Here is a 23,981-nt window from a genome sequence, read left to right as displayed (position 1 = left end):
GCTTATATGAACTGCTTGGGATCGACTCCCCATTTCTCGATAAATTTGCGGTAATTCGTCTCGACCAGCCGGTCCATCCGCTCCTGACCCTGCTTGCGGAAGCTGGCGCTGCCGTGATGGTGAACGACCGTGTCGCCGGCCATCAGGAGACGGTACCCTTCCAGTCTGGTCCGATAGCAGTAATCGTCATCCTCGTAATGGCCGGGCGAAAACCGTTCGTCGAGCAGTCCGATCCGGTCCATCAAGTCCCGCCGGAACAAGAAGCAGAGGCCGACCAGCCGAGTCACTTCCTCCCACTTCCGCCCGTCCGACCGGTTCATCGTCTCGGCCATCCGGTGGAATTCGTCCAGCGAATCGTAGTACAGCTCCATCTGCTGTCTGCCGCTCGCGTAGTTGGTGCGGGGACCTACGATTCCCGCCTTCCGGTCGCTGTACAAACATTTAAGCAGGTTGGAGAGCCAGTTATGCGTGACAACGACGTCGTTGTTCAGCAGCAGCAGCTCGGTTCCGCTTGCCGCGAGCAGCCCCGTGTTGCATGCTTCCGGAAAACCGCGGTTCACCGGCAGAGAGACGAGCGTAACCGGCTTTTGCAAGCAATACTCGAGCGTCCCGTCCGTCGAGCCGTTGTCTACGACCACGATCTCATACGGGGCGTCCGTGTAAGTCTCGATCGCCGCTATACATTCGCGCAGCAGCCCGAGCTCGTTATATGTCGGGATGACGATGCTGGTCATTGTCATGACGAGACCCTCCCGAGCACGCTGCGGTTGCGGATATCGTCCACGGAAGACAGCCTCGGTCCTTCCGCCCGAAGCAAGTACGAGAGCGCCTCCAGATGATCGCCGACGATCAGATGGGCTACCGGATTGTCGTGGCCGGAGTTTTTCGCGCGTATCCGGTTTCTCGAGATCACGTCCACGCTCATCGCGCAACCGACTTTAAGGCCGCTGCGGACCGCGATCGACTGCGCCTTCGGCGGCACCATCAGATTGGCGCAGCCGATCGTCTCAAGCGCTCGCCGCGACAGCGCGTGAGGTACCGCCGTCATCGAGTTCGCTTCCAGGTCGGCCCGCCCGAGCGACCGGTTCAGCATCTCCTTCACGACCGACACCGGATCCCGGTTCGCGAATACGTCGATATAAGGAGAGATGTCGTTCAGCGCGACATCGGTTCCTTGATCCACCGCATCGACAAACGGCACCAGATGCTCCGCAAATACCGGGAAATCGCCGTCCAGAAACAGCAGGATATCCGAACGCGTCAGCTTCGCCCCGACCGCCCGACCGACGTCGTGTCCGAGCGGACGCACGAAGTGGACGACGATGCCGCCGCTTAAGGTGCGCGCGCTCCAAAACGTCCGGTCGGTCGAGCCGTTAACGACGATAACGATCTCGCTTAGCGGCAGTCTGCCGAGCTGATCCAGCACGGCAGGCAGCGCTTTTTCCTCATTCATCGCCGTGACGACGGCCCCGATCGTCTTCCGAGTAGGCACCAGCACCGGATTGTTTAGCCGGATTCCCTTTCCGCTTTCGAACCCCTGGACGAAATGGCGGGCGATGTCATGGTAGACGGTCCAGGAGGCAGTCCGGATCGGAAACGATTCTCTCCAGTCGTTCCAGCAGTTGTTCAGCGCCTGCGCCCGGCCCGCTGCGTCCACATCGATCAAGGGAGCAGTTTGCTTCCCGGCCTCGAAAGCTCTGCCGGCAAGCTGCACCGTCGCCGCCGAGCGAACCTGTCCGTCAGGGCCGCCCTGCTGCCGGAGACCCCTTCTTCTTCCTCCGCTCCGCCTTCCTGCCTTGTGTATTTTTCGCTTAAGCCGGCCGCGCGTACGGCCGGGTATTCGGAATTGACGTTTGCGCAATCGACCCATGCCTTCACCTCACGATTTCCCTGACCCGCATCAGGTCCGGCAAATTGCCCCGTTCATTCGTCGACCGGATATACCAGTCCATAGCTTCGAGGTGGTCTCCGATTATCAATTGCTCGAGCGGGTCACTCCCCGTTTTCTGCCGTCTTCTGCGGATCGGGTTCGGTCTGCCCACATCGATATAATGGACGGCTCGGACATCCAGCCCGCGGCATATTCCGACCGCCTGGGCTTTAGGCGGAACCGCAAGCTCCTCGAAGCCGATCGTCTCGAGCGCCCTCCGGCTTAAGGCGTGCGGAATCGTCGTCATCGACGCACCTTTCAGATCCGGCCGCGATAAAGCGATATTCATCGCGTGCTTGGCAAGCACGACCCCATGCACGTTCCGTTTGCCCGTCGGCCCCATATAGCTGTTCAGCGCAATGTCGACCCCGTTCTCCACCGCCTTGATCAGCGGCATCAGATCTTTAGCGGGAATGACGATATCCCCGTCGGTAAACAGCACGATCTTCCCCTTCGCTTCTTTGGCCCCGATGCTTCTGCCCACGTCGTGGCCAAGCGCTTCCGGATACGTAATGACGCGCGCCCCGAGCGATTCCGCCAATTGCCGTGTTCCGTCCGTCGTGCCGTTGGCTACGACGATGACTTCCGTATTCCGGTGGACGCGGAACGCCTGGCGGATAACGCGTTCGATCGTCCGGCGTTCATTCACGACCGGGATGACGACCGATACGGCGGGACCGCCGGAGTAGTCCGGCTGCCCGGCCCGGGCGGGAACTCCCGGTCTGACCGTCGTGCGGCGGGAATGGAGACGGCCGGCGGCCGCTCTCTTCCGGTGTAAGCGGGTGCTTGTTCTCCTTCTGTTGCCGGCTCGCGGCTTCAACATCATTCACCTCCGATTTCATGAGGAACCTGTGCAACTATCGGCTACATCCGCCTGTGCGAATCGCTTCCCCGCGGCTTGCCCGGCATCGCGCCGCGGTGCCGCTATGGTTGCTTTTCTTACGAGTCATTCTATGAAAATCCGCATTAGACGAAAGGGCATCCGCCGATTGTCCGATAAAAAGGGCTGTAGCTGCCGCAAAAACGGCGAGTGACGGAATGAGCAGCGGGCCGCAAAAAGAATGAAAATCCGCTCCAAGCCAAACAGCAGCCTCCCGCTCCGCAAGCGGAGTGGAGAGGCTGCCGTCTGTTCGCTGCCGGCCGGTCAGGGGGCCGGCCTTGCCGCATGAACACCTTGTTATACGCCGGTGCCGATCGCGATCCAGTTAATCATGCCTTGGGGTTCCGGGGTAAATTTCGTCCGTACAATTTCTACGGTTGCAAACCGCTCGGTTTTCGCTTTCAGTACGGAATAGCAGGCGGAATGATTCGTCATCGCCACCAGCACGTAGCCGGTATCGGCGAACGGCTCCTCGAACGTCACTTCGATGTACACAGTCTCGTCGTTCACCGCGAATCGGAACGGAGCGGCTCCGAATTGCTGCAGCGCTCTCCCCGTCCGCCCGGTCGTCTGCACCGCCGCAAAATCGAGCTTGCTTGCCGGGAGCGAGCCGTCGGCGATATGCTCGGCGCCGACCGCTCCTTCGGCCAGCTTGCCCGGAGTGACCGAACCTGCTGCGAGCTTGTCGGACGTTACCGCTCCGGCGGCAACCTTTTCCGTCGTGACCGCTCCGTCCGCCAGCTTCTCGGACGTAACGGCGGCTGCGGCCACATGTACGGAAGCGACGGAGCCGCTCTTCAGCCTGCCTCCGGAAGTTTCCTCCTGGGAGGGGTCGCGCATCGGCCAGGCGATACCTTCGAGATGATGCGGCTTGATCGCACCGACTTCGATGTGATGGCTCTGAACCGTCCCCGGACGGATATGAATGCCCTCGATGCTGTCGGATGCCAGGATCGCGCCGGTCACCGACCGCGACGCCAGCTTCTCGGATGTAACCGACCGGTTCGCGAGCTGCTCCGTCGTTACGCTTGCCGCCGCCAGCTTCTCCGCGGTGACCGACGAGTTCTGCAGCTTGCCGCCGCCAATGCTGTCGTCAGGCAGCCGGTCGGCGATCCAGGCGACCGGACCGAGATGTTCTTCCCCGATTGCCCCCGGCTCGAGATGGCGGCTCTGAACCGCGCCGTCGCGAAGGTGGCCGCTATCGACGCTGTCTGCCGCGAGGGCGGAGCCGGTAACCGCTCCGTCAGTCAGCTTGGCGGCGGTGATGGAGCCGTCTGCGAGCCGGTCCTCGCCGATCGATTCGAACGCCAGCTTCTCCCATGTCACCGTTCCGTCCGCCAGTTGCCGCCCGCTTACGCTGCCCTCCGCCAGATGCTCCGTTCCGACGCTCCCGGCCGCGAGCTGCTCCGCTCCTACGGAACCCGCTTGGAGATGTGCCGACTGCACGGCTTCCGGACCGATATGGAAGCTCTGAACCGATCCCGGACGGATATGCTCGCTGACGACGCTGCCGGTCGCCAGACTGGCCGAGGTGACCGATTGGTCGGCAAGCTTGGCGGAGGTGATGGAGCCGTCCGCAAGCCGATCCGGATCGATCGTTTCGAACGCCAGCTTCTCCCATGTCACCGCTCCGTCCGCCAGTTGCCGCCCGCTTACGCTGCCCTCCGCCAGATGCCCCGTCCCGACGCTCCCGGCCGCGAGCTGCTCCGCTCCTATGGAACCCGCTTGAAGGTGGGCGGGCCGGATCGCCTCCGGGCCGATATGGTAGCTCTGGACCGCGCCCGGACGAATATGCCCGCTGACGACGCTGCCGGCTGCCAGACTGCCCGAGGTGACCGATTGGTCGGCAAGCTTGGCGGAGGTGATGGAGCCGTCCGCGAGCCGCTCCGTATCGATCGCTTCGAACGCCAGCTTCTCCCATGTCACCGCTCCGTCCGCCAGCTGCCGCCCGCTTACGCTGCCATCCGCCAGATGCTCCGTCCCGACGCTCCCGGCCGCGAGCTGCTCCGCTCCTACAGAATCGTCCTGCAACTGCTCCCGGCCGACCGCATCTTTGCGGATATGCAGCCCTTGTACCGCTCCTTGCTGAATATGGCTGCCTTCGATGCTGCCGCCGGCGAGAACCGTACCGGACAGCGATCCGGGCGCCAGCTTCTTCAACGTGACCGAGCCGTCCGCCAGCTTGTCGGCCGTTACGCTGCCCGCCGCCAGCTTCTCTTCCGTCACCGCTCCGTCCGCCAGCTTCTCCGAGCTGACCGCGTCCGCCGCGAGCTTCGCTCCCGTCACCGCTTCATCCTGCAGCATCGCCGAAGTGATCGCATTTTCCTGAATATGCTCCTCGGCCACCGCGCCGTCCGCCAGATGACAAGACTGAACCGATTCGTTCAGCAGATGGCCCCCGCTCACCGACTCGAACGCCAGCTTCTCTCCCGTCACCGCCCCGTCGAGCAGATGATCCTGGCCGATGGAACCGGCCGCGATCTTGTCGCCGCCGACGATGCCGGCAGCGAGATGCTCCGCCCGAAGCGCGCCCGGCTCGATGTGGTAGCCTTTGACCGCAGCGGCCTGCAGATGGTAGCCCCGCAGCGCTTCCGCCTGGATATGCTCGCTCCGGACACTTTCCGCAGCCAGCTTCTCCGAGGTGACGGCGCGTTCGGCCAACTTCTCTTCCGTGACCGCCCCCGTCTGCAGCTTCACCGTCGAGACCGCCTGCTCCTGCAAATGCGATTCGGCTACGGATTGAGAGGCCAGATGACGGGTGCGTACCGATTCGCCCGCCAGGTGAACAGCCTGCACGGCGCCCGGGGCGATTTTACTCTGTGTAACCGCGCTGTCCGCCAGATGTTCTTCCGTAATCGCCGACGTCTGGATATTGCCGCCCGCGACGCTCTCCGGCGACAGATGACCAGCGGTTACCGCTCCGGCCTCCAGATGCTCCGGCCGGATAATGCCGGACTTCAGGTGACAGCTCTGGATCGTTTCATTTTTCAAATGTTTGGCGGTAATCGCTTCGTCCGCCACTTTGTCGCCCGTGACCGCTTGCGCGGCGAGCCGCTCCGAGTTCACCGAGCCGACCGCCAGCTTCCCGGACGTTACGGCTCCGTCCTGAATCGCATCCTCCGAGACGGCACCGTCGGCAATATGCACAGAGCCGACCGAACCGGCCGCCAGATGCGCCGCTTCCACGGCGCCTTCGCCGATATGGTTCGGAAGGATCGCGCCGCTCTTCAGATGAGTGCCGTCGATACTGCCGGCCGACAAATGCCGGGTCGAGATCGCGCCCTCCGCCACATGCGATCCGACGACGCTGTTATTCGCCAGATGGCGCGATACGATCGTACCTTCATGGACATGCTCCGAGACGATCGACCGTTTACCGATATGGCGGCCCGTGACCGCTCCTTGGGCCAGATGGGTTGATCCGACGCTCCCTTCGGCCAGCAGCTCCGGCGTCACCGAACCGGGTACGATATGGCGCGTCTCCACCGATGAAGCGGCGAGCTTGCCGCCAGTTACGCTATCCGGCGCGAGTTTGGCCGCGGTCACCGAGCCGTCCGCCAGCTTCGCTTCCGTGACCGCTTCGCTGCGAATCGTCTCGGAGGCAACCGAACCGGCGCTCAAATGCTCCTGGCTGACCGAGTCCGCAGCCAGATGTTCGCCAAGCACCGCTCCTTGCGTCAAATGTTCCGACGTAACGGCATTGTCCGCCAGGTGCGCACCACGAACCGCTCCGGGCGCCAGCTTCGACGCCGTTACGCTGGCATCGGCCAGCTTCGATGAGGTCACCGCCAGGTCGGTCATTTTGTCCGTGGACACCGTCTCGGGGGCGAGCTTCGACGTCGTAACCGCGTGGTCCACGATATGGTGCGTGTACACCGTTCCCTGAACAAGATGGTTGCGCGTTATTGAACCTAGCGCGATTTTGTTCCACGTGACCGCATAATCCTGAATCGAATCGTTGCCAATCGACATTTTCTGAAAATGTTCCGCACCGATCGCACCCGCTCCGATATGCTGCGATTTCACCGCGCCTTCGGCAAGCGTCTCTTCGTTCACCGCTCCGAGCGCCAGCTTGCCGGAGGTGACGGAGCCGTCCGCCAGCTTCTCCCCGGTTACCGCTCCGTCGCGCAGCTTGCCGGTCGTCACGCTGCCGGACGCCAGCTCCGTCTCGCCGACCGCCTCCTCCTCCAGCTCGTCGGAGCCGACGGTGCCGGGGGAGAGATGACGCCGGTCGATGGCCCGCTCGGCGATGACTCTGCCGGAAACGGCGCCAGACGCCAGCTTCGGCTCCGTCACGGCACCGTTCTCCAGCTTAGACGTGCTAACGGCTGCGTCGGACAGCCCGGCTCCGGTTACGGCCTGCGATGCCAGCTTTCCTGTTGTTACCGCTCCGTCGGCCAGATGCTCTTCCAGCACGGACTGCGGCTTCAGGTGCGACGATTGGACCGACTGAGGCTGCAGGTGCTGCGATTCTACGGATTCGCTTGCCAGCTTGCCGGACGTTACCGACTGCGGCTTCAGTTGGACGGTTCCTACGGATTCCTCGGCCAAATGATCGGTCTGGACGCTGTTTGCCGCTAGATGCTCCGCGGCCACCGCCCCAGCCGCCAAATGCTCCCCCAATACCGATCCTTTCTGGAGATGAATGGAGTCGATACTCGCTTCCCCGATCTTCTCCCCGGTAACGGCCCCATCCCGCAGTTTCTCCGTCAGAACGGCTCCGTCGGCGATTTTGGCCGAGTTTACCGAACCATTGGCCAGATTGCTGGACAATACCGCTCCGCTTTTTATTTTCTCGCTGACGATCGACTGGTCTTGAATCAAGTCGGTGGAGATGCACTGTACGTGCAGATGTTTCGCCTCGATGGAGCCTTCGGCGATTTTCATCGAATCGATCGTTTTGTCGGCCAGCTTCTCGGACGTAATGCTGTTGTCGATCAGCTTCTCCCCGGATATCGATCTCGGCTTCAGCTTCTTGCCGGATATCGTCCCGTGAACGATATGTCGGTCCTCGATCGAAGCCAGGGCGATTTTATTCGCCGTCACGCTTCCCTCAGCCAGCTTGGTGTTATCTACGGCGTAATCCGCGATGGAATCGCGCCCGATGCTGTTCGGCTTCAGCTTCGATCCGTCGATCGCGCGGCTGGCAATCTTCTCGTTCGTAATCGCTTCGTCGACGATATCGTCGGTGTAGACGACAGCCACATTTTCGTGCTGGGCGCGTTCGAATAAGAGCAGCACCGGAGATATATCCGTCGGCTCCTCGTACACCTCCACCTTCTGGATCGTTTTGTCGGCGGGACTTCCGCCCGCAGGCGCTGCCGGCTCTTGAACGGCAGGCTTCTCCGGAACGGACTTTTCTGAAACGGGCTTTTCCGCGGCGGCTTTGTCCGGGGCGGGTGCTTCCGCCGCAGGCGCCGCGGCGATCCGGGCTACATTGGCTTCCGGTTCGGGGGCGCGGTCGGCTTCTTGGCGTTCCGTAGCCTCCGGTCCGCTTTCGTTACGTTTGGGTCGCGGCGCTTTTTGCGTTTTATCGTCGTCCAGCCAGCTTAGCTCATTCATCTTGGAGTTGTAGATTCGCTGTCCGGATTGTTTTTTGGCCCGCGATCCGTCATTCGGTTTGTTCCTTTTCATCCGGGTCACCTTTCTTCTTCCAGGAGTAGTCATCTGTAACATATGCACCGATATGGGCACAGGTCACATTAGCCCGGCGATTTAGATAAGCGCCTAGCTTCCCGGACCGCAAATGGAAGAGGCGAAATCGGATATCAACTAGAAAGATTTCATCGATTCGGTTTTAAAAAAAATCAGTTTTTCACCTTCATAGCGCCGCCTATCAGGCTATCTTCCTATTTTTGCAAGAATTACGCCCGTAACTAGAACCAAACCTTCTGGACGAGTATACATTAATATCGAATCAGCTAGAGGGGAGGAAAAACGAAGATGTCTGATCAAACAAAAGTGTCCGATTTTGTGTTCGGTTGGAATCCTTCCTTTGGAGCGTGCAACCCCCACCGTTCCGGCGGCGCCCATCATTCCCAGGGCCATCGTACCGGGGGCGCCCACCATTCGCACGGCAAGCGTACGGGCGGCGATCGCACGCTCGGCAGCCGCACCGGAGGCGCCCATCATTCTCATGGCCAGCATGCCGGAGAAGAGCATCATTCCCACGGCCGGCGCACCGAAGGCGCCCATCATAGTTTCGGCAGCTTGACCGGAGGCCACCGTACGCACGGCAAACGGAAAGCGAGCCCCAAAAAATGCTGCAAGCCGTGCCGGAAAGTTGTCAGACGCCCTGTCAAAAAGAAAAAACGCTGCTAGACGGGCTTCACTCTTCCAAGCACGCATGCAGAGCTTGGACCAGGTGCCAGCCGCGTCATCCAGCAACCGATAACCGGGCATATGCCGTCGCACGCCACGTATCCTCCGCATAAAGTATCCCACAACAGCCTACCTGATCAGGTAGGCTGTTGCTTATCAGGAAAGGCGGACCGGATGTTATGGCATTGCCCGTGTACAAGTTCGACCTAGGCGCTTACGAAACGAAAATGATGAAGAAACATATATGGGACGGCACCTTCGTTAACGCCCGCCTTCATTTCAAAGGGAAGCCGTTTGCGGTCCGTATCCGGTATCGCGGCGGACATACGCGCAACTACCCGAAAAAATCGTACGAGGTCCGGATCGGCGATATTACGTATCATTTTAATGCCGAATATGACGATCCTTCGATGATGCGCAACGCAATGTCTTTTCATTTTTTTCAAACGATCGGGGTGCCGAGCCCGTTAACCCGCCACTGCGAGCTATATATAAACGGTGTTAACGAAGGCGTCTACCTGCTGATCGAAGCGGTTAACCGCAAGTTTTTCCGGCGCAGGAAAATCAAGGTCCGCTCGCTCGTGTACGCCGACAACGACAGCGCCAACTTCTCCTTGATCAGTCCGGACACCCGCAAGAGGAAGCGCACGCTGTTCGAAGGATACCGGCTCGTCATCGGCTCCGATGCCGACCGCACGAAACTGAAACGGTTCGTGCACAACGTCAACAAGCTCCAAAAAAGCCGCCCGGCGCATCTGAAGCGCAGGCTGGATTCCGACAATTACTTGCGCTGGCTCGCCGGCGCCGTGTTGACGGGCAATTATGACGGCTTCGACCAAAACTATGCCTTGTACGAACATGCGCCCTCCGGCAAATATCGCATCATCCCGTGGGACTACGAAGGAACTTGGGGGAGGAATTGTTACGGAGAGCGCTGCTCTGCCAATCTGGTGCGGATCACGGGCTACAATCAGCTGACCGAAGCGATGCTCGCCCGGAAGTCCGTCCGCAGCCGGTACCGCGAGCTGCTCGAACAGCTGGTGAACACCGCCTTTACGACAACCCGGATTATGCCGGTCGTCGAAAATATGCATCAACGCATCTCCTCTTACCTGTATCACGACAGCAACCGGAAGTGGCCGTACCGGACCTTCGCCTCCGAACCGGACGTATTCCGCAGCTACATTCAGGAACGCCGGGAGATCGTGCTGAAGGAGCTGGAGAAGTTGTAGAGTAAGTACGCGGCTGCCGGGGCTCGGCGGCGGGGCTTCTTGCTTGGGATGTTGCTTCGACGGAGGGTGACGGTGAGGGCTTTTCGTGTGGTTTTCGCGTAGGAAGCTGCTTCGGTGGGCTCGGCAGCGGAGCTTCTCGCTCGGGAAGCTGCTTCGGACGGGGGGCGGCGGCGGGTACTCTCGCTTGGATGCTGCTTCGGCGGGGTTAGGCTGTGGACTTTCTCGGCGAGCCGGCTTTGCCAGCGGAAGTTTTACTTCCGTTATTTTGCGTATGCAGCCGTCCGTGGGGGTTTAGCGGAACAATTGCTGCCGCTATTTGCACCTAATCGGGCTAATTCTCGTCAAATCAAGAGATTAGCGGAAACGAATCTTCCTCTATCGACCGATTTACCTCTCCATCGTAGTCTTAGAGGAACTCAAACTTCCGCTACCTCTATCTTCTCCGCCTTCAAATCTCCCTATTAGCTATCGAAGCCCCGATCGGCGCCCCTTGGTGATGTATACGGATATCTTATGTGTTGTGAGAGCCCACACGTGCTCCGTTCCGCAGCCTAGTCCGGTTCCAAGTACAAGCACAATTTCCTGCTCGGAAGCAGGAAGCTCCGATAAAATAGCCGCGGTTTCACCCCCGCTTTCCTGTACAAACCAAAAAGCGCTCCGGCTCTATGGGAGTCCGCTGCGCTTTTCCTGGTTTCTTCCGCTTCCTTTCGCCGTCTTTCATGCACCCCGCATCGGCTCGCCGGCGATTCGATCCGGACACCCCAATCCGGCAACCGTCCCTCTTCGGACCTCGCTCCCGGCAATGCCGCAGCCTCAACCGGCATGGGAGCCCTCACGTCCTGGGGCCGTCCAGCTTCCGGTACAGCTCGAGCAGCCGGTTGGCCGAATGCTCCCATGTGAACCGTTCGCGTACGCGGCTCAGGCCGTTCTCGCCCAGCTTTTGCGCATAACCGGGATCGGCGAGCACCGAGCAGATACTCTCTGCGAGTCCTACCGAGATATGGGCAGACGTAACGAGAAGTCCGGATTGCTCGTGCTGGATAATCTCGGTCATGCCGCCGACGGCGGTGGCGACAACCGGCACTCCGGACGCCATCGCTTCTACGTTAACAAGCCCGAACGCCTCCTGCCTGGCAGAAGGAACGACGACGACGTCAGCCAGCCGGAACCAGTCGGCGATTTCGCCATGCGGCACGAACGGGACGAAGCGGACGTTCGATTTGACGATCGACGCCATCTTGCGGAGTTTGCGCACATACGCCGTCTTCCGGTTGGAGCCGTAAAAAGCTCCGCCGACGAGCAGCAAAACCGCATCCGGCTCGAGTGCGGTAATGGCGGGCATAGCCGCAAGCAGATGGTGGACGCCCTTTTTCGGAATAAAGCGGCCGACGTACAGCACGATTTTTTTACCTGCCAATCCGAGCCTCTCCAGCATCTCCTCCCGTTTGCCGCGCTCCCCTTCGACCCACTTGGAGACGAACCGGCCGGTATCGACTCCCAGATGGTTCACGACTATTTTGGAGTCCGACGACGGGTCCATGGCGGCGACCTTGTCTTTGAGAAACTGGCTGTTCACCACGATCGCATCCACAGCTCTCAGGCAGGCTCGCAGCGACGGCAAGCTGATATGCGGTCTGGAAATAAAAACGGTGGAATGAAGCGACAACACGACAGGTTTCTGCGGGTACAGCCGCTTGACGTATTTCGCATACCTCGGCCGGTTTTCCACCTGAATGACGTCCGGCTGCTCGCGCTTCAGCGCCAGGCAAATGTGACGGATATACGGTTTGGCGGCTGTACGGACGAAACGAATCTCATGGATCGTCTCGCGGGCCGGCCGCTTCCCCATTTTTTTGCCGAATATCCAAACGTCCGACTGCTGCTTCAAGCGTTCTCCGATCTGCATGACAGTAAGCTCGACCGAGCTGCTCTTGCCTGACGGGATGACGAATGATCCGGGTGTAACGATCGCGACGCGTAACCGGGACACGTCCCCCACCTCCTTCTGCGATTGCACGTACGGGAATGTTCCGTACAGCTGATTTGGAATACGATCGAACTTACGGTCGTACGGCTGCGGGCAGCATTAAGTACGAATCGTAACGGGCGTCCCGACGCTTACTTGGCGGGCCAGTTCGAGAACGTCCCGGTTGTACATGCGGATGCAGCCCTTCGACACTTGGCCGCCGATGGAGGAAGGATCGTTCGTTCCGTGGATACCGTAATGTTTGCGGGAAAGCCCCAGCCAATAAGCGCCATAAGGGCCGCCCGGATTAGGCTCCTTGTTGACTATCTTGTATTCGCCGGTGGGAGTGGTTGTCAGCATCTTCCCGATCCCGACGGGATACGTGCGTATGACGATATCGTTCTCCAGAAGATGAAGCTTCCGGTCGGACAAATCGACAATAATTCGGAGCGACGGCATATGGCATCCCTCCTGACTGACTGATGGTGCGGCCGAACCAGGCGGGGTACCCGCCTATCGGACTCTATACTATATGCAGACATTTCACGGGCTGACATCGGGGAAACGGGCTCTCCCCGTCCTTTCTTGCCTAACCGCAAAAAAAACCGACCGGCGGATAAACGCTTCCGCCAATCGGTTTGCTGTCCGGACAGCCGCTTCATCCGTCCTTTTTCCAGGAGACGAACAAAAGCAGCGCATACGAAATAACGATAATCGAGCCGGTCCACAGCAAGGCCAGCGTCATATTGCCGCTCTCGACCGCTACATAGATGGCCGTCGGTACCGTCTGTGTCCGTCCGGGGATATTGCCCGCAATCATCAGCGTCGCCCCGAACTCCCCGAGCCCGCGGGCAAAGCCGAGCACGAAGGCGGTCACCAGGGCGCGCCGGGCAAGCGGCAGCGTAATGTACCGGAATACCTGCCACTCCCCGCCGCCCATCGAACGCGCCGCATCCTCCAGATCCGGATCGACCGAGGCGAAGCCGGTTTTCATCGTCTGATAAACGAGCGGGAAGGCTACGACGCAAGCGGCGATGACCGCCGCCTGCCAAGTGAATACGATCGTCTGATCGAACAGCCATTCCGCCATGCGACCCAGCCAGCTTTTTCGGCCGAGACCGAGAAGCAGCACGAATCCGACAACAGTGGGCGGAAGCACCAGAGGCAGCAGAAGCAGCGTCTCCACCGCCGTTTTGCCGGGGAACCGGGCACGGCTCATCCCCTTCGCAACCGCGGCCGCTGCGAAAAATACGAAGACGCCGGAGAGGAGCGACACTTGCAGCGACAGGACAACCGGCGCGAGAAACTGCTCCAGCGATAGACCGCTCATGTTCCGGGGGCGGCTGGGCTGAATCCGTATTTGCTGAAAATGTCAGCCGCTTCCTTCGTCTGCAAAAACCGGAACAGCTCCCGGCTTAGCTCCGGATGCCGGGTTGTTTTGACGACTCCTGCCGGGTACAGGGCAGGCGTATAGGTCGAGGGATCGACGGTGAAGGCGACCTTCACCTTCTGCGAGGACATCGCGTCCGTTTTGTAGACGAAGCCCGCGTCGGCATTGCCGGTCTCCACATAAGAGAGCACCTGGCGCACATCCTTGGCCTGAACGAGCTTCGGTTCCAGCACCTCCCACAGCTTCGCGGCGGTGAGCGCTTCCTTGGCGTAACTTCCCGCCGGCACGCTTTCGGGAATGCCGATGGCGATCCGTTTGACCTTGGACGCCGCCAGATCGGCTGCGGCGCGCCACTCCCCTTTGTCGTCATTCGGCACGACCACCACTAGCTCATTGCGCAATATCGCCTGCTGCTCATTCTCGTCGATCAACTGTTTATCGAGCAGCGTCTTCATGTTTTTCACGGCCGCAGACAGAAACAGATCCGCCGGCGCCCCCTGCTCGATCTGCTGCTGCAGCGCTCCGGAAGCGCCGAAATTAAACGTCAGCTTGACCGCCGGATGGCTGCGTTCATACACGTTCTTAAGCTCGTTCAGCGCATCGGTCAGGCTGGCCGCCGCCGATACGAGCAGTTCGGTCTGCTGCTTGGCCGGCTCGCCGTCCGCGCCGCCTTCCTTCGCGGATTCCGGGCCGCAGCCGGCAGTATACGCGGCCAGCAATCCTGTCAGCAGGAGAGCGGCCGTTAGACGCCAGCTTCGACTTTTCCTATTCTCGCTTTTCCAAAACCTTGCCATGCGCAGAACCTCCGGCTGTAATATAGCGAATAGCTACATCTTACCATCACGCCGCCGGATGCACTAGAAAACAATGATAGAGCGATATTCGCTATAATCGGACCGAAGTGCAAGATTAGGTTTGGAAGACGGATTGCCTTGTGCGGGTCCATCGTTCACGGCCTGTACGCGTCTTGCGCCTATCCCGATAGGTTGCCGAAGGTTGGCGCCCCCATCAGCTCAGGAGCTATTAAGGGACGATAACTCCGTTATGAAGATTTTGCGTTTGCGTCACAGTTCCGGATATAACCGCAAAATAGGCAGATACGGCTCCCTGCACCAGATTTTGATGAACGGACAGATTTCCTAGTATACTAGCGCCCGTCCGCATAAAATTTTCCGCTGCAGTCGATCCCGAAATTCGAACGACATTCCCCGTCGAAGCAACATTGCTCAACTTCTCGAAATAGAAACACCAAAATTTCAAGTTATCCGGTTCGATCGTCGTACGCATCAGATTGTTCGAGACGATAAGATCGGCGTTATAATCCGGATATCCGGTCTCTCCGTTATTAAAGCCTTGGAAAATAATAAATATTTTTTTCGTATCGAACAATTCGTTATTCGTAATGACGGCACCGACCTTGCAATCACTGCAATATATCGCGCGATCGTTATTCTTGAGAATATTATGCGAGATAACCGCATTTTCGAAATGCTGAACCAGCACGCCGTAAGACGCGGTTCCCGGCTCTGCAATCACCTCTACGGAATTCCCCGTCACCAGGACATCTTTTATTTTTCCCACCGGAGCCGGAGAGAAGGCCGCATTGGAACCGATAACCTCAATCCCGTTCCCGTAAATCTTTTTAATTATATTGTTAGATATGGTGTATTTGTCGTATATTCCGAAGTACGTCCCTCTTCCAATCGATATGCCAAACGATTTGATTATGGATTTTTCATTGATGAGGGCACCTTCAATACAATTATTTGTGACGATGCAATTCCGCGAATTGGTTTTCCCCTTGATCGCAGCATAGTAGGAGTCGACGAAACGATTTCCGTCAATAAGCAGTTTTTCGCAGGATGCATAAAAATCGATTACGCCGATCGGACCGACTCCCGTCGTCGTTTGACGGCCGTAATGTTTAAACAGATTATTGCGAATGACCAGACTGGAAAATACCTCGACCGCGATGTCTGCCGTAGTGATCGTAATAGCCCCGAGTCCATACATCGCAATGGGCTCGTTTTTAATGAACGTGTTATCCGATACGATGCCGTTACAGTTGCCGCTGATGGCAATCACGCTAGTGTCCAAATGGCCCGGGGCGTTTTCGTATCCTTTCTCAAAATAGTTGTCTTCGATCTTGACAAGCAACGATTGATCGAGATCCGCCTTGTCCGCATCGTCATAACCGATTAAAAAGATGGCATTCGAAGGCGTATTTAAAAACTTGCACTTCCGTATGGAAAGAAAAGACTTGTCGTTGACGTAAGCACGATCCCGGGCCGACCAGTATACGATGCGATAATACAGCCGATTCAGTTGATCCGGCGCTATTTGATTGTCCTTATTCCCGTCGAAAATCATGTTTTCGAAAGAAACATCGATTCCGTTCGTTTGGATATCGAACATGACGGTTCTTTGGCCGAGCGAATTCTTAAACTTGATTGTCGCGCTATCGTAGCTGAGGAAACGGATTGACTTGCCGATCGTCAAAGACGTGACTATATACGTACCACTCGGGAAATAAACGGTCGATCCTGCTGCGGCAGCGTCGATCGCGGATTGAATCGCCGCCGTGTCATCCGTCGAGCCGTCGCCTGTCGCTCCGAAGCAGGTTACAAGGATTGCGTTCGGATAAGGACAACAGTCGCCGGACGCATTCCCATAGACGCTTGCGGTCACGACGCTTCCCTGCCGGGCAAATCCTACGCCGCTGCCGAACATTAACCCTGTAACCGCGGCGGTGCTTGCCGCTCCGAGCAATTTTCTCCTGCTGATTTTCACTTCGGATTCGTTTTGGTTCATAGGTCGACTCCTCCTTGATCAATGAAATCATGCGCCTTCGCTTCGAGAAACTCCGCAGCCCGCAATCGCCTCTTTTTTCACACAAAGGCTCGATTTATTTGCCGACTTCTGCGGCAATTAACTTGTCTGCCCGTTCGGCGGCTTCTCTCAATGCGCTGTTGATATCTTTACCTGCGCTGTATTCGCCCAGAGCCGTCAGCACTTCTTTGTCCGCGATGCCTTGATACCTCGTCTTCATCGTTGGAGCCGCGAACTTCGCGGGCAAGATCGCCTTCATATTTTTTCCTTTGTAGAGCGGTTGATTGACTCCGAAGTTTTGCATGACCTTGCTTTGATCCTTCAAGATCGAAGGGGTTCCGCCTTTGGCCTGCCACTCTTGAAATTCGTCCGATGTCACGTAGGCAAGCACCTGGAACGCGGCATCCCTTTTTTTGCTCATGCTCGTAATGTAGTAGTAGGCGGGGTATGACTGCGGCCCGATTCCTGACTTATCCGGCAGGAACGGCAATTGCACCATGTCCCAGTTCATATTCCCGAAGCCCGCGCCTCCGCCGCTCAACGTCATCAGCATGGCGATCGTCTGCTCCTTGAAGAACGGATTTTGCTGGTCCGGCAGCGAAAAGGTATGATTGGGCAGCCCGTTTCCGGGGATTTTATAAAATCTGGCCATGTTTTCGAACGCCCGGACGAAGTTGTCCTGTGTAAACAGCGCTTTATTCGTTTTCGGATCGAGGTGCGGTGCGGAATACTGGTTCAAGAACATCATGTGCTGGAAAGCGAACGTCAGGCCCCGATAGTTGACTCCGCCTTCCGTTCGGGTCATTTTCTTCGCGAGATCGTACAATTCGTCCCAAGTCATCCCGTCTTTCGGGTAAGCGGTTCCAAAACGATCGAACAAATCTTTGTTGTAAAACAAGGCGCCGGAAATCGTATTCACAGGAAGCCCGTAAATTCCCCCGTTTGCCAGCTCCCGCTGAATATCGACGGTTGACGGCTCAAGCCGGGACAAGTTGTAATTGTACTTTTTAATCAAATCGCTTATATCGCTCTGCAAGCCGTACGACAGGAGCGTAGCTGGAGTGAGCCCGACGGAGCTGAGGAAAATGTCGATCGTTTGGTTGGCCGTGATCAAGTTCTGCACGGCGCCGTTCACGAATGTGATTGTAAAGTTCGGGAACTTCTTGCGGATTTCGTTGCCGCCTAGCTGCTCCATGAATTGTTCCGCCGTCGCCCCGCTGGACGAGGCGAATACGAGCTCCACCTGATCTTCGGCCGCTTTCTTCGCCAGTTGCTCCGGAGTATCCTTCCCTTCCGTCTCCGTGCTGATCCCCTTGTTCCCGGTATCGCCTCCCGTCCCGTTGCTGCATGCCGCAAGCAGCATTATGAAGGTCAACATTACGAAAAGCAGGATGTAAGTAACCGTTTTCATTTTGCTCGTTTCCCCCTATCGTTTTCTCCGCCCGGCCGGCGTATGTATCGGCCGGGCAGAGTCGGATTCGTCTTCTTCAAGCCAGCGTTTCCAACTGCTCGGGTTTCACTTCGCCGAGCAGCGGCACTCCTCTTACCAGCCGTCCCAGCTCTTCTACGGCGAATTGCCCTAACCGCTTGATCCCGTTATTGACCGCGCCGGCGATATGCGGGGTTACTATGCAGTTGGGCAGACTGCGAAACGGATGGTCAAGCGCCGGAGGCTCGGGAGCCGTGACATCCAGACAAGCGAACAGACGGCCTTTTTGCAATTGTTCGACCAGCGCCGCTTCGTCCACGATTGACCCTCGCGCCGTATTGATCAGGATCGCGTCGTCCTTCATCATTATCAGCCGCTCGCGATTGATCAAATGATACGTCGACGGTATAGATGGGGCATGAAGCGATACGACATCGCTTGCCTCCAGCAGCTCGTTAAGCTCGGCCTTCACCGCTCCGATGCGGGTGATCTCCTCAGCCGTACTAAATGGATCGTAGACGAGGATGTCGACGGAAAATTGACGCATAAGCCGAATGTAGTGCCGCCCGGCTTTCCCCGCGCCGATGACGCCGACGGTAATCCCATACAATTCGCGAACGAGCTCTCTCCCTTGTCCCCATCCCCCCTCGCGAGTAATCTGCGACAATCTCCACATATTTTTCAGCGAAGCGATTGTAAGGGCAAGCGCCGATTCCGCCACGCCGACGGCCAATGAATCGTTGCAGCTGGCCACCCGGATTCCCCGGCTCCACAGCTCCGGCGTCACGACCGGCTTCACCGTGCCGGCCGCGTGGACGACTGCCCGGAGGCGCGGAGCCTGGTCCAATATCTCTTTTGTTAATGGGGTGCAGCCCCATGACGTTACGGCCAGATCTGCCCCGGCGATCACATCCTTCAACGTTTCCGGAGTAGGCATGCCCTCCGTCCGATTGTAGACGACATCGCCAAGCGACTCGAGCTGTTTACGGTGAGCTGCGTCAAACAATTTTCGTTGCACGACCAGGTCCGGCAGTATGGCGATTTTCAGTTCCACCGCGTTCTCTCCTCCACCGTGATGCTTATCGTCCCCGCACCGCTGCAAGCTGCAAGCGCTAGAACTCCGCCAAGCATTACGTTTTGAAATCCGTATTTCCCAGCCAAAATCGGTTCCCCTTCTATCGTTCACAGCGCCTTATCTAAACCCATTTCTTCCAGCAAGGCGGGCAACCGCCGCTGCCACCTGTCCTTCGCAGACAAATCGAACAGTCGTTGTCCCGTCTGCCGCATAGCCATCACCGCCGCGATCCAGGCGTTCGTCCAGCCCGATTCCACGCACCAGGCTCCCCAGCCGAGATCGGCCGAGCTTCCCCAATATTCCCATAAACGGTAGTCGAAGCTGCGCATCCAGGCGCCGTGCAAATACGGATGCTTGTCGGAGCTTAACTGAATCCGGCATAAAAAATCGGCCAGCCGATCTTCCGCCGTCTTAAGCAACTCATTGACCTCCGCCGCTTCATGAAAGCCGAGAAAGGCGAAATTCGCCGTATACAGCAGATCGCACACCGGATCGCCGTCGCTCTGGAGAAGAGCAGCCTCTACCGTTCCGTAAGCTTCGTTGGATTGGGGCGGAGGATACTTGCCGTTCTCAAGCGCTCCGATCTTCTCCGCAATGGCGCCGCATGGCTGCATCTGCCGCAGCAGCTCGCCGCTCATCCGCTCGAGCCACCCTCGATGCTCGGGCGTATCTTCGACGCTTACCAGAAACGATAGCGGAAGCAGCATTCTGGCTATTTCCTGAGTAAGCCCGTTCGTCCATGTCCAGCCGTCCGGGTAATCATCCATCGTGATCCGAATCGCTTGTTTGGCTGTCGCAAGCAGCGGCTCGTAGCCGGTTAACGCGTACCCCCAAATATAGCAGGCCCATAAGTAAGATTGGTAATGCGGAGCGCAGTTGACGAAGTCTTCGTTCTTGTAATGCTGCCACCCGCGTCCATCCGGAAACGATTCGGGATACCGCAAAAAGTTTCTGCGGAAACCGCTTGAGCTGGCCGTACGCCAATTGGCCAGCAAGCAGCGCAGCAAATGGTCGTCCCACCGTTCGTCACCGAGCAGCCCGCTGACGGCCAGCCCGGCGAGAAGCACGCGAGCATTGTCATCGCCATAAAAGATCGGGCCGCGGTCATACCAATTCACGAGCCCGTACGCCGGGCTATCCTTGCGATCGTGCAGAAAGGCAGGTGCGGACCAGACGTAATCCATGATCTGTCTGGCCGTCTTTCGCGAGGCGGGATTGCTGTTCAACACCGCATCGTAAGCGAACACCATTGCGCTTTCGGCGGCACAATCGGCGCGGGGAGAGGAGATGAGCCGCATCTGCCGGCCGTGATGGTCGATGTGCGACACGTATCCTTCCATCGCTCCTTTGCCTTTTTCCGTTTGGAACAGCACGTGCTGCTCGAACCAGCGGAACGACAGCTCCAGTGCATCCGCTTCGTATGAGGGGGGCACTGCGTCCCGCTTGCCGAAACGGACCGCGACATCCGGCTTCCACTGCAGCAGCGGCACAGGGTTCTCCGGGTCGAGCCAGGCCAATATACCGCGCCAGATCGACTGCCACGCAGCCATCGGTCCGTACCTGCCCGTTACGAAATGGCTCAGCTTGCTGGTCCCTGCCAAAACGCTCGTACCCGGCAAATCGAACAAAAGCGGATGCGTCTCTCCCGCTACTTCCGGCGGCAGCCCGAATACGGCCTTGTCGTAACCTGCGATCCGCGCCAGTACGAGATGCGGCGTCAACCCCGAACTACGGATAGGAAGAAACCAGCAACCGTGCAAAGCCAAAATAGATAACGCTTCCACATCGGGTGCGAATCGCTCGGAGGATACAACTCCTCTCTCCCATAAAGCTTGCCGGGGCGAGCCTATGTCCAGCCCAGGTGCGCTTGAGGGGTATTCCGCATAAACACGCAGCCGCTTGTCGCGAATGAGGCGCAAATGCCGCTCATCCAGCTCCAGTTCCGCCTTCGGATACGCGTCGGCCAGCAGCAACACGCCGCTACCGGGCCGCGCATGCTCGAGTGCGGCGCCGATGTCGCCGAAGCGTGGACAATGCCTTTCCTGCCCGACCAGCAACCGGAATAAATCGTTTTGCTCCGAGCAATAAAACGTCAGATTCACTTTGTCGACAACCTCCTTTTCATCTCATCCGAACTTAGCCCTTATGTGCAGCAAATGATGTCTAGTCATTAGATGTACTTCACTTCTATTTCACATAAATCGTAATACAATCTCAATACCTTCGTCAATATGATTTTCTATTTCACATCAAAAGGATAACGCAAGGTGAACAAATAATCCTTTATGATCCGGCACGAAGTTTGAGTGTAACGGAAAGCAAAAATAACCGTCGATTCGAACCGACGGTTTTTTCTAGGTGCCCCTTGCTCGTGGATTTTAAAGCATTTGTTCGACGAATTCGGACAAAGCCGCTTCGTCTGCAATGTCCGACCAGTACAACTTGAATTCCCTTTGCAGCTGACGGAGCTCGTCCGCGCTCAGCGGCAAGTCCGCAAGCGTCCGGAATGTCGGGATGATTTCCCGGTACATCGTATAACGGGAAGGACGATACATTTCTTCTTCTCCAGTCCACTCCGCCGCTTTTTTCAATCCGGGAATGCTCAGAGTGCGCTTGCGGATATGGTGCTGCGCTTCCGCCGACGTCAAAAAATGAACGAGCTCCCGTGCCGCCGCTTTCTTCTTGGACCATCGATTTACGGCAAGCCCGACCGCGAGCATCATCGTTTTTTGCTCGTTTTGATGGGGGACCGGGGCAATATCGAATGAAAACCGCGCGTTTTTCAGAAGGTTCAAATTGAAGTAAGTCGTCATAATGACGGACACTTTTTCTTCCAGAAATAAAGACATCGCATCTATATCATGTTCTTCCGCATACAACGGAAAAAGCTGTCGGTTTGCAATAATCGATTTACATAGCCGAACGGCATCCATCCAACGCGTCGTATCCGGCTTCCCGCTTTGCAGTAAAAATATCGGCCAGCGATGCTCGGACAAATAATTGAAATAAAAGCCGTATCGTCCGGGAGGCTCGGACAATTGCGACGTTATGCGGATCAGGTCGTCCCAGCTCCAGCTGCTGTCCGGTTCGGGCAAATCTTTGCCCAAGAAATGTTCGCGGTTGTAGCATAGAATCACCGGGGAAAATACGAACGGGCATGCGTATAATACACCTTCGCGCGAGAACGTATCCAGCAAAAACGAGTACGCCCCGGAGTTAACCTCCGAAGGCTCCAGCAAATCCAGCTCGCCCCGCTCCTCATAGGTTTGCAGTTCCGTTTCCCTGATCGTCACGACGTCCAGCATATCGTTGTTCATATAGTTTTTGACGATCTCGTTATAATTCAAAATCGACAATTGAACCGGAACCACTTTAATATGGGGGTGCTTCGCTTCAAATTCGCTTATCAAGCAGTTGATGTCGGCGATTCCATCCATACTGAGATGATACCCGAACGTAATCGTCACGCATTCCGAACCCGGGGCCTTGACCACCATATTGCCCACTTTCTTTTTTTTGACGATTATCCCTTCCGCAACTAATTGGTTCAGTCCTTTCCTTACGGAATTGATGCTCAACGAAAACATGTCGACCAGATTTGCTTCCGAAGGAAGATACTCCCCAATTTGGTATTTGCCGGCGGCGATGTCATGCCTCAGCGTCTTGACCATGTGGTCCAGTCTTTCTTTGAACGTAGTGCGGCTCTGTTTCTGTTTCGAATTGTGCATCATATCGTTCCACTTTTACCCTTCATGTGATATAACTATTTCATTTATATAAAATCATACCACATTGCCGGAATATTGGACAGAAGATGCGATCAGGAATAGCGGAAGTATTGATTTAACGGATAGGAAGCTTCCAATCCGGTAACCGGCGCCAAATGCTTCAGATGAGGCGAGGAAAATTTTTTGCGATACTGCGTAGCCGTCATCCCCGTTACCTTCATAAAAGTCCGGTAAAAGTAATGGACGCTTTGGAAACCGACGGCATAAGCAATCTCGGAAATGTTCCACTTCTCATAAACGAGCAGTTGACAGGCCCGATCGATTCTCCGCTTGACGATCGCTTTCTGCGGAGACATCCCCATATATTGGACAAATTTGCGGGTGAAATGCTCGTGGCTCCATCCCGCTTCGCGAGCAAGCTGTGCGATCGTAATCGTCTCCTTCAAGTTCCGGTCGATATAGTCCAGCGCCTTCAATACGGGCCAGGAGTTTTTCGTGTCGGAGATGGCCGCCGATCCGGCTGGACGCATGCCCTTCAAGCCTTCCAGCTCCGCCAATGCGGAAACGAGCAGCAGCTTGCACCTCTCTTCCCACAGGTATACTTTCTTGTGCGCCAAGAAAAGGATCTGCTTGATTATATGCGGCACGAACGTCTCTTCTACAGAATTCAGGCAGACGGATTCGTTTAGCTTCGGCAACTTCGGAAATTCAACGGCCCCGTCATCCCCATAAAATGTGATGAAGAGATGGCGGACGGGGTGGGATTTGTCAAATTCATAACTATGCGTTTCACCGGGCGGCGTAATGATGACGCATGGCTTGTTCAATACGATCGATTTGTCCGCCCATACGTACCGGGTTTCGGTACCTGTCGGAAAGTAGACGATTTGATAATTCCGATGACAGACCGGACCGTACACCCAACCCGGTTTCACGACAAAATCGCCGGACGTTACGAGCCGGATGGCTCCGAATTCGAACGCGGAATGAATCCAATCAGGCGACATAGTTTACGCCCCCTTCCCTATAAATTGTCAATCGTACTATACCAAGTTGTGCCCGTCTTTAAAAGGCAGGGAAAACGGGATTTTGTGCACGCATTTGATTCGGGCAGCCTATCCTGTCATGAAGTGCGGAACAGGACACAAAATATCGGATTCCGTGCATTTTCTTATTGCCCGATATCGGGTTAACTTGGTGA

The 23,981-nt window shown here is 57.1% G+C and carries 16 protein-coding genes; 2 read left to right on the top strand and 14 right to left on the bottom strand.

The window, feature by feature from the left end; genetic code table 11:
• Positions 1-2: 2 nt before the first annotated feature.
• The 4 genes from PV433_RS28650 to PV433_RS28635 all read right to left on the bottom strand — a co-directional run bounded on the left by PV433_RS28650 (position 3) and on the right by PV433_RS28635 (position 8,444).
• A complete protein-coding gene (locus PV433_RS28650; RefSeq protein ID WP_332075424.1) occupies positions 3-740 on the bottom strand; it encodes a glycosyltransferase family 2 protein in 738 nt (245 codons plus the stop codon).
• On the bottom strand, positions 737-1,870 hold the full coding sequence (locus PV433_RS28645; RefSeq protein ID WP_332075423.1) for a glycosyltransferase: 1,134 nt from the start codon (positions 1,868-1,870) through the stop codon (positions 737-739). The genes PV433_RS28650 and PV433_RS28645 overlap by 4 nt, the downstream gene beginning before the upstream one ends.
• A 4-nt stretch (positions 1,871-1,874) precedes the next feature.
• Entirely contained in the window at positions 1,875-2,753 is an 879-nt protein-coding gene (locus PV433_RS28640; RefSeq protein WP_332075422.1) for a glycosyltransferase family 2 protein, read from the bottom strand.
• Between the two features lie 354 nt (positions 2,754-3,107).
• Positions 3,108-8,444 carry a WIAG-tail domain gene (locus PV433_RS28635; protein WP_332075421.1) on the bottom strand — a complete coding sequence of 1,779 codons (5,337 nt, stop codon included), beginning with the start codon at positions 8,442-8,444 and terminating at the stop codon, positions 3,108-3,110.
• A gap of 309 nt (positions 8,445-8,753) precedes the next feature.
• On the opposite strand from PV433_RS28635, the gene PV433_RS28630 reads away from it, so the two are divergent.
• Together PV433_RS28630 and PV433_RS28625 are read left to right on the top strand one after the other, a co-directional pair.
• The gene (locus PV433_RS28630; RefSeq protein WP_332075420.1) at positions 8,754-9,131 is read left to right on the top strand and encodes a hypothetical protein; all 378 of its coding nucleotides are present in this window, start codon (positions 8,754-8,756) and stop codon (positions 9,129-9,131) included.
• A gap of 179 nt (positions 9,132-9,310) precedes the next feature.
• Complete coding sequence (locus tag PV433_RS28625) at positions 9,311-10,363, top strand: CotH kinase family protein (RefSeq protein WP_332075419.1); 1,053 nt, start codon at positions 9,311-9,313, stop codon at positions 10,361-10,363.
• Between the two features lie 832 nt (positions 10,364-11,195).
• Here the strand turns inward: PV433_RS28625 and PV433_RS28620 are convergent.
• The 10 genes from PV433_RS28620 to PV433_RS28575 form a co-directional block, all read right to left on the bottom strand.
• Positions 11,196-12,353, bottom strand: coding sequence for a glycosyltransferase family 4 protein (locus PV433_RS28620; protein WP_332075418.1), 1,158 nt, complete (start codon positions 12,351-12,353; stop codon positions 11,196-11,198).
• A 96-nt stretch (positions 12,354-12,449) separates the two neighbouring features.
• Positions 12,450-12,788, bottom strand: a complete 339-nt coding sequence (locus PV433_RS28615) for a L,D-transpeptidase (protein WP_332075417.1) — start codon at positions 12,786-12,788, stop codon at positions 12,450-12,452.
• A gap of 199 nt (positions 12,789-12,987) precedes the next feature.
• Positions 12,988-13,659 (bottom strand): molybdate ABC transporter permease subunit, encoded by a 672-nt coding sequence (gene modB, locus PV433_RS28610; protein ID WP_332075416.1) that lies wholly within the window; start codon positions 13,657-13,659, stop codon positions 12,988-12,990.
• A complete protein-coding gene (gene modA / locus PV433_RS28605; protein ID WP_332075415.1) occupies positions 13,656-14,513 on the bottom strand; it encodes a molybdate ABC transporter substrate-binding protein in 858 nt (285 codons plus the stop codon). Before modA ends, modB begins: the two co-directional genes overlap by 4 nt.
• A gap of 229 nt (positions 14,514-14,742) precedes the next feature.
• The gene (locus tag PV433_RS28600) at positions 14,743-16,530 is read right to left on the bottom strand and encodes a glycosyl hydrolase family 28-related protein (RefSeq protein ID WP_332075414.1); all 1,788 of its coding nucleotides are present in this window, start codon (positions 16,528-16,530) and stop codon (positions 14,743-14,745) included.
• 94 nt (positions 16,531-16,624) lie between these two features.
• Positions 16,625-17,959, bottom strand: a complete 1,335-nt coding sequence (locus PV433_RS28595; RefSeq protein ID WP_332075413.1) for an ABC transporter substrate-binding protein — start codon at positions 17,957-17,959, stop codon at positions 16,625-16,627.
• Positions 17,960-18,035: 76 nt separating this feature from the next.
• Positions 18,036-19,031: a hydroxyacid dehydrogenase gene (locus tag PV433_RS28590; protein WP_332075412.1), complete on the bottom strand. Its 996-nt coding sequence runs from the start codon at positions 19,029-19,031 to the stop codon at positions 18,036-18,038.
• 128 nt (positions 19,032-19,159) lie between these two features.
• Positions 19,160-21,154, bottom strand: a complete 1,995-nt coding sequence (locus tag PV433_RS28585) for a hypothetical protein (RefSeq protein WP_332075411.1) — start codon at positions 21,152-21,154, stop codon at positions 19,160-19,162.
• 276 nt (positions 21,155-21,430) lie between these two features.
• A complete protein-coding gene (locus PV433_RS28580) occupies positions 21,431-22,783 on the bottom strand; it encodes an extracellular solute-binding protein (protein ID WP_332075410.1) in 1,353 nt (450 codons plus the stop codon).
• An 89-nt stretch (positions 22,784-22,872) separates the two neighbouring features.
• Positions 22,873-23,787: an AraC family transcriptional regulator gene (locus PV433_RS28575; RefSeq protein ID WP_332075409.1), complete on the bottom strand. Its 915-nt coding sequence runs from the start codon at positions 23,785-23,787 to the stop codon at positions 22,873-22,875.
• Between the last annotated feature and the right edge of the window lie 194 nt (positions 23,788-23,981).

This window comes from Paenibacillus sp. GYB004 (genome assembly GCF_036577605.1).
Lineage (GTDB): Bacteria > Bacillota > Bacilli > Paenibacillales > NBRC-103111 > Paenibacillus_AB > Paenibacillus_AB oceani.
Note: the sequence above shows the minus strand (reverse complement) of the source record. Positions and strands in the feature narration are given on the sequence as shown.